Source organism: Gordonia crocea, from assembly GCF_009932435.1.
In the GTDB taxonomy this organism is placed as follows: domain Bacteria; phylum Actinomycetota; class Actinomycetes; order Mycobacteriales; family Mycobacteriaceae; genus Gordonia; species Gordonia crocea.
Window position 1 is genome coordinate 2464311 of sequence record NZ_BJOU01000001.1, and the last position, 6169, is coordinate 2470479.

Below are 6169 nucleotides of genomic sequence, written 5' to 3' on the forward strand. Positions count from 1 at the left end.
CGCCCTCCGAGAAAGCCCCTAGAAGGCCGCCGCCTGCGCGCGGCGGATGACCTCGCGCGCGGAATGGGTGTGTAACGCGGCGGCCGGGTACAGCCCGAGGTCCTCGATGTCGGTGAACAGCCACCGCATCGCGTCGTCGCGGCTGAAACCGCCGTCGAGCAGCACCTCGACCAAGCCCGTGAAATGCTTGGCCAGCCCGTGCTCGTCGAGGAACAGCGCCGGGACGCCGGGCTCCCCGCCGCGGGACACGGCCAGCAGGTGGTGGTCGCGGATCAGGGTCCGCACACGGTTCGTCGACACCCCCAGGCGGGCCGCGACCCGGTCGAGCGGCAGGACCTCGGCGTCGGCGGGCAGACAGTCGTCAGACAAAGGCAGCGAACTCACACGCCAAGCCTACCCAGCACCGCGCCGCGCCGCCTCCGCGGCTGCATGGGCGCCGACCGGTAGATTCCCTGGGGTGAGACCCGGCCCCGACCCCGCCGCCGCAGCGACCCGCGATCCCCTGCTGGGATCGCTGGTCGACCGGCGCTACCGCATCGACGCCCTGATCGCCCGCGGCGGGATGAGCGCGGTCTACCTCGGCCGCGACGAGCGGCTGCAGCGGCCGGTGGCGGTCAAGGTGATGGATGCCGCCTATCGCGACGACCCGGTCTTCCTGTCGCGCTTCGAGTTCGAGGCGCGGGCGGTGGCCGGCCTCAAACACCCCGGGCTGATCAACGTCTACGACCAGGGCATCGACGACCCGGTGGTGTTCTTGGTCATGGAACTCGTCGAAGGCGGCAGCCTGCGCGAGTTGCTGCGCGAGCGCGGCCCTATGCCACCGCATGCCGTGGCCGCCGTCCTCGGCCCCGTCCTCGGCGGTCTGGGAACCGCACACACCGCCGGACTGGTCCACCGCGACGTGAAGCCGGAGAACATCCTGATTTCCGATGACGGCGACGTGAAGATCGCCGACTTCGGGCTGGTCCGCGCCGTCGCCGAGGCCGGGATCACCTCCGCGAGCGTGATCCTGGGGACCGCCGCCTACCTCTCGCCGGAGCAGGTGGAATCCACCCGCGCCGATGCACGGTCCGACGTGTACTCCGCGGGCATCGTCATGTTCGAGTTGCTGACCGGGCGCACCCCGTTCCACGGCGACACCCCCCTCGGCCTCGCCTATGCCCGGTTGACCTATGACGTACCCGCGCCCGGCGACGTGGTCGACGGCGTTCCGCCCGAGCTCGACGACATCGTCCTGCGCGCCACCGAGCGCCACCCCGACGACCGTTACCCGGACGGTTTCGCCATGGCGGCCGCGCTGTCCTCGGCCGCGCAACGGCTGTCCCTGCCGCGGTTCACCGTGCCGGCCCCGGCCCGCTCCGCCGAGCGAGCCACGGCGGCCCGTCTGCGCCACGAACAGGCCGCCCGGGCCGCGGCGCCGGCCGGACCGGCGGGCACCGTCGTCTACGACGGGCCCTCGCCGGCCGCTGCCTCCCATGATGTTCCCGACGATGACGGGCGCGGGTTCAGCATCCTCGACCTCGACGAGGAGACCACCGAGGCGGTGGCCGACGACTCGACCCCGGTGGACGCCGGCAGTGCGCTCACGACACTGGTCTGGCTGACCCTGTACTTCGCGCTCACCGCGGCGGTCGCCGGCGGCGGCTACTGGATCGGCGCCCATCTCGTGATGGGCCCCTAGCGCGGGTCTAGCCGCGCAGCATCTCGGCGACGAGGAAGGCCAGCTCCAGCGACTGCTGGGTGTTGAGCCGCGGATCGCAGGCCGTCTCGTAGCGCCCGGCCAGGTCGTCGTCGGAGATCTCCTGCGCACCGCCGAGGCATTCGGTGACGTTCTCACCGGTCAGCTCGATGTGCACCCCACCGGGATGGGTGCCCAACGCCCGGTGCACCTCGAAGAAGCCCTGTACCTCGTCGACGATGCGGTCGAAATGGCGCGTCTTGTAGCCGGTCGAGGCCTCGTGGGTGTTGCCGTGCATCGGATCGCACTCCCACACGACCTTGTGCCCGGTCGCCTCGACGGCCGACACGATCGACGGGAGCACCTCGCGGACCTTCCCGTTGCCCATCCGCGACACCAGCGTCAAGCGGCCCGGCCGGTTGGTCGGATCGAGGCGCTCGACGTACTCGACCGCCTGCTCCGGCGTGGTCGTCGGGCCGATCTTCACGCCGATCGGGTTGCTGATGAGCTCGGCGAAGGCGATGTGGGCGCCGTCAAGCGAGCGGGTCCGCTCCCCGATCCACAGGAAGTGCGCGGACAGGTCGTAGAGCACCCGCTCCTGCCCGCCGTCGGGTGCCTGCGCCAACCGGAGCATCGCCCGCTCGTAGTCGAGCACCAGCGCTTCGTGCGAGGCGAAGATCTCCGCCGACTCCAGGCTGGCATCGCGGACCCCGCAGGCGTCCATGAAGTTGAGGCCGCGGTCGATCTCCGCGGCGAGCGCCTCGTAGCGCGCCCCGGCGGGCGAGGTGCGGACGAACTCGCGGTTCCAGTCGTGCACCTTGTGCAGGCGGGCCTCCGACCCGGTGAGCGCGCGGACCAGGTTCATCGCGGCGGCGGCGTTGGCGTAGGCCCGGACCAGGCGGGACGGGTCGTGGGCGCGAGCGGCCGCATCTGGCGGGAACCCGTTGACCATGTCGCCGCGGTAGGACGGCAGACCGAGGGCGTCGGTGTCCGACGAGCGCGGCTTGGCGTACTGGCCCGCGATGCGGGCGACCTTGACCACTGGCATGCTGGCGCCGTAGGTCAACACGACGGCCATCTGCAGCAGGGTGCGGATGTTGCCCTTGATGTGCGGCTCGGTGTTGTCGGCGAATGTCTCGGCACAGTCGCCGCCCTGGAGCAAGAACGCCTCACCGAGCGCCACCTGGGCCAGTCGGTCCGACAGCGTCTCGACCTCGGCAGGCATGCAGATCGGCGGCACGCTCTCGAGCACGGTGCGCATACGGGCCGCCTCGTCGGCCGGCCAACTCGGCTGCTGCAGCGCCGGACGCGCCATCGCGTCTTCGAACCGCTGCTGCAGGTCACCCGGCAGCGCCGGTAACTCGGGCAGCTCGTCGATCGGCACGTCCACAGTCCAGTTCACCACGGGACCAGCGTAGTAGACCGCGGTCAGGGCGAGACGAGGCGCTCCCACTTGGCGAGGTTGTGGCGGGCATCGGCCAGGGCGTCGTGCGCGTCGTCGGGCAACCGCGGGAGCGGCGGGCGCCCCGCGTCCTCCCACACCTGCCGCAATTCGCGGGTGAACCGCGGGATCTCGCGGGGCAGTTCGGTCATCGGCCCCCAGAGCTGGCACAGCGCCACGTGGTCGTAGGCCCCGGTCCAGGCCCAGAGCTCGACCGGGTCCCCCGGGGCGGTGAGGAAGTCGAGCAGCTCGTCACGGATCTGTCGGCGCGAGCGCCACAGCTTCGACGACGGCGACGGGAGCTTGGGCAGAACGTTGACCCGCACCCACTCCCCGGCCCGGTTGGGGTCGAACTCGGTCGACACGGCGTAATATTCGCGCCCGTCGGCGCCAACCACGCCGATCGACACCAAGTCGATGGTCCGCCCGTCCTCGATAAACTCCGTGTCGTAGAAGAAGCGCATCACACCAACCTAATCCCCCGCGAGACAGGCACAGTACAAGGCCATGACGACTCCCCCGGCCACGTCCAGCGCCGCGCCGCCGCACCCGCGCGGCGCCCGCGCGGTGTTCTTGGCGCGCATCGACGCGTGGGAGCCGTCCCGGTTGGCGATCACGGTGATCTGCGTGCTGTTCGCGGCGTCGGCGACGATGCAGGTGACCGGCGTCCCGTTCACCGCCGGTTACGGCACCCGCACCCTGTTCGACCTCGACGTCTACCGGCTCGGTTCCATCCTCTGGCGCCAACACCAGTCGCTCTACGACGAGGGGTCGATGCCGTTCACCACCGACGGCATCTGGTTGCCCTTCACCTATCCCCCGTTCGCCGCCTTGGTCTTCGTACCGCTCGGACTGATGAGCCTGACCGCCGCCGGCGCGGTGGTCACGGTGACCAGCTGCCTGCTCACCGTCGCCATCCTGGCGGTGACGCTGCACATCCTGCGCATCGGCACCACCGCCGGCCGTTGGTGGGGTGCCGCGGCCCTCGCCGCGGTGGTGATCTGGACCAACCCCTTTTGGATGACGTTGGGGTTCGGGCAGGTCAACCTGGTGCTGATGGCCCTCGTCCTGGCCGACGTCTTCGTCCTGGGGGCGCGCCAGACCCGCCCGGATTCGCCGCTGCGCGGCACCCTGGTGGGCCTGGCCGCCGCCATCAAACTGACCCCGGCGGTCTTCGGACTCGTCTTCACCGCGCAACGGCGGTGGCGCGCCGCGCTGACCTCTGCGGCGACCTTCTTCGCCGCCGGCGCCATCGCCTGGTTGTGGCTACCCGACGATTCGCGCCAGTACTGGACCGACACGCTGTTCCACACCTCGCGGATCGGCGATCTCACCGAGGGCATCAACCAGAACCTCAACGCGCTGTGGTTCCGCATCTGCGGTGACTCGGCGGCCCAAACGGCGTGGTGGGTGGCGTCGGTGGTCGCCGTCACCGTCCTGCTGGGGCTCGCCATCGCGGCCAACCTCCCCGGGCGGACCCCCACCCCGGCCGGGCGCGAACGACTCCTCGTCGTCACGCTGTGCGTCGCCTTCTGGGGCCTGCTGGTGTCACCGACCTCGTGGGCCCACCACTGGGTGTGGGCGATCCCCGGGATCCTGACCGCGGCCGTCGTGGCGCTGCGCTCCCACGACGCCGCCCGGGTCTGGACCTACGGCCTGCTGGCGGCGGTGGGGGCGGTGGCCTTCGCCATCGGCCCGTTCCAGCTCTTCCCGGTCAACACGGCCACCTGGTCGCCGCTCCAGGAGGTTGTCGGCAACGCCTACATCCTGTGGGGCTGCGCATTCCTCGTCGCGTCGTGGCTGCTGCCGCCCCGGCAGGCCGACGAGCCGCGCTGAGAATCCGGCGGGGTCAGGCCGCCGGCTTGTCCCGGTTGCCGCTCTCCAAGATCTCCTCCGGGGTGGCGCCGGTGTTCTTGAGATCGGCCGCATAGAGGTCGACGTACTTCTGACCCGACAACTGCATCAGTTCGTACATGATCTCGTCGGTCACCGCCCGTTCGATGAACCGGTTGCCGCCCATACCCTCGAACCTCGAGAAGTCCAACGGCTTGCCGATGCGCACCTCGATGCGCGCCAACCGGGGAATGACCGTGCCGGGCGGGTTCAGGTCGTCGGTGCCGACCATCGCGACCGGGATGACCGGCACGCCCGTCTCCAGCGCGATCCTCGCCAACCCGGTCTTGCCCTTGTAGAGGCGGCCGTCCGGTGAGCGGGTGCCCTCGGGGTACATGCCCATCAGATCGCCCTTGGCCAACTGCCGGCGGGCCGCCTCCAGCGCCCCGGCGGCCGCGTTGGCGCCGGCGCGGTCGATCGGGATCTGTCCGGTCGAGCTGAAGAACCAGCGCTGGAAGGCGCCCTTGAATCCGGTGCCGGTGAAGTACTCCGACTTGGCGAGGAAATACATGCGCCGCGGAACCATCAGCGGCAGGTAAAAGCTGTCGACGACGGCCAGGTGATTACTGGCCAGGATCGCCGGCCCCGACTCCGGGAGGTTCTCCAGCCCAATGACTTTGGGACGGCCGATCAGCCGCAGGATAGGACCCATCAGGATGTATTTGAAAGTCCAGAACCACATGGACAGAGCGTACCCTCCAGTGCCCAGCGCGGTGCGGCGAGTCAGTCGCCCAGCGCCGCCCGGGCCATCGGCGCCTCGACGCCGGGGCCGCTGTGGTCCCCGCCGACCGCCAGCGCGGTGCGGGCCACCTCGGCGGCGCCGATCATCCCCGCCGAATCGCCGAGCTGGGTCCCGCGGATCCGGGCCAGGGTCCGGTGTCCGGCGCCCGTCAGCATCGCCGCGTACTGTTCCCGCGCGTCGTCGAGGTAGAGCCCGGAGGCACGACCCACGCCGCCGGCGATCACGATCAGGTCGGGGTCGAAGACGTCGGCGATCATCGCCAACCCCTGCCCCAGCGAGGTCGCGAACGAGGCGAAGGCCGACAGCGCCAGCGGGTCTCCCTCGGTGGCCGCTGCGGCAATCCGCCGACCGGTCACCGACCCCGGGTCGGCGGCGAGCTCGGCGGCCAAGGCCGAGCGCCCCCATTCGCCGTCGG

At 70.7% G+C, this 6169-nt stretch carries 7 protein-coding genes; 2 read left to right on the forward strand and 5 right to left on the reverse strand.

The features are described from left to right. Window positions 1-18: 18 nt before the first annotated feature. Window positions 19-384 carry an Rv2175c family DNA-binding protein gene (locus nbrcactino_RS11625; RefSeq protein WP_161927493.1) on the reverse strand — a complete coding sequence of 122 codons (366 nt, stop codon included), beginning with the start codon at window positions 382-384 and terminating at the stop codon, window positions 19-21. 73 nt (window positions 385-457) lie between these two features. Here nbrcactino_RS11625 and nbrcactino_RS11630 point away from each other — a divergent pair, with 73 nt between their 5' ends. Beyond that, the gene (locus nbrcactino_RS11630) at window positions 458-1681 is read left to right on the forward strand and encodes a protein kinase domain-containing protein (RefSeq protein WP_161927494.1); all 1224 of its coding nucleotides are present in this window, start codon (window positions 458-460) and stop codon (window positions 1679-1681) included. Between the two features lie 7 nt (window positions 1682-1688). On the opposite strand, the gene nbrcactino_RS11635 is transcribed toward nbrcactino_RS11630, so the two are convergent. Then, window positions 1689-3083, reverse strand: coding sequence for a class II 3-deoxy-7-phosphoheptulonate synthase (locus nbrcactino_RS11635; RefSeq protein ID WP_161927495.1), 1395 nt, complete (start codon window positions 3081-3083; stop codon window positions 1689-1691). Window positions 3084-3106: 23 nt separating this feature from the next. Continuing rightward, entirely contained in the window at window positions 3107-3583 is a 477-nt protein-coding gene (locus tag nbrcactino_RS11640) for a polyadenylate-specific 3'-exoribonuclease AS (RefSeq protein WP_161927496.1), read from the reverse strand. A gap of 43 nt (window positions 3584-3626) precedes the next feature. On the opposite strand from nbrcactino_RS11640, the gene nbrcactino_RS11645 reads away from it, so the two are divergent. Further along, window positions 3627-4955, forward strand: a complete 1329-nt coding sequence (locus tag nbrcactino_RS11645) for a glycosyltransferase 87 family protein (RefSeq protein WP_161927497.1) — start codon at window positions 3627-3629, stop codon at window positions 4953-4955. A gap of 13 nt (window positions 4956-4968) precedes the next feature. Here nbrcactino_RS11645 and nbrcactino_RS11650 read toward each other — a convergent pair whose 3' ends face one another. Together nbrcactino_RS11650 and nbrcactino_RS11655 are read right to left on the reverse strand one after the other, a co-directional pair. Continuing rightward, window positions 4969-5694 carry a lysophospholipid acyltransferase family protein gene (locus nbrcactino_RS11650; RefSeq protein WP_161927498.1) on the reverse strand — a complete coding sequence of 242 codons (726 nt, stop codon included), beginning with the start codon at window positions 5692-5694 and terminating at the stop codon, window positions 4969-4971. 41 nt (window positions 5695-5735) lie between these two features. Beyond that, on the reverse strand, window positions 5736-6169 hold a 434-nt coding region (locus tag nbrcactino_RS11655), incomplete at its 5' end, for an ROK family protein (protein WP_161927499.1).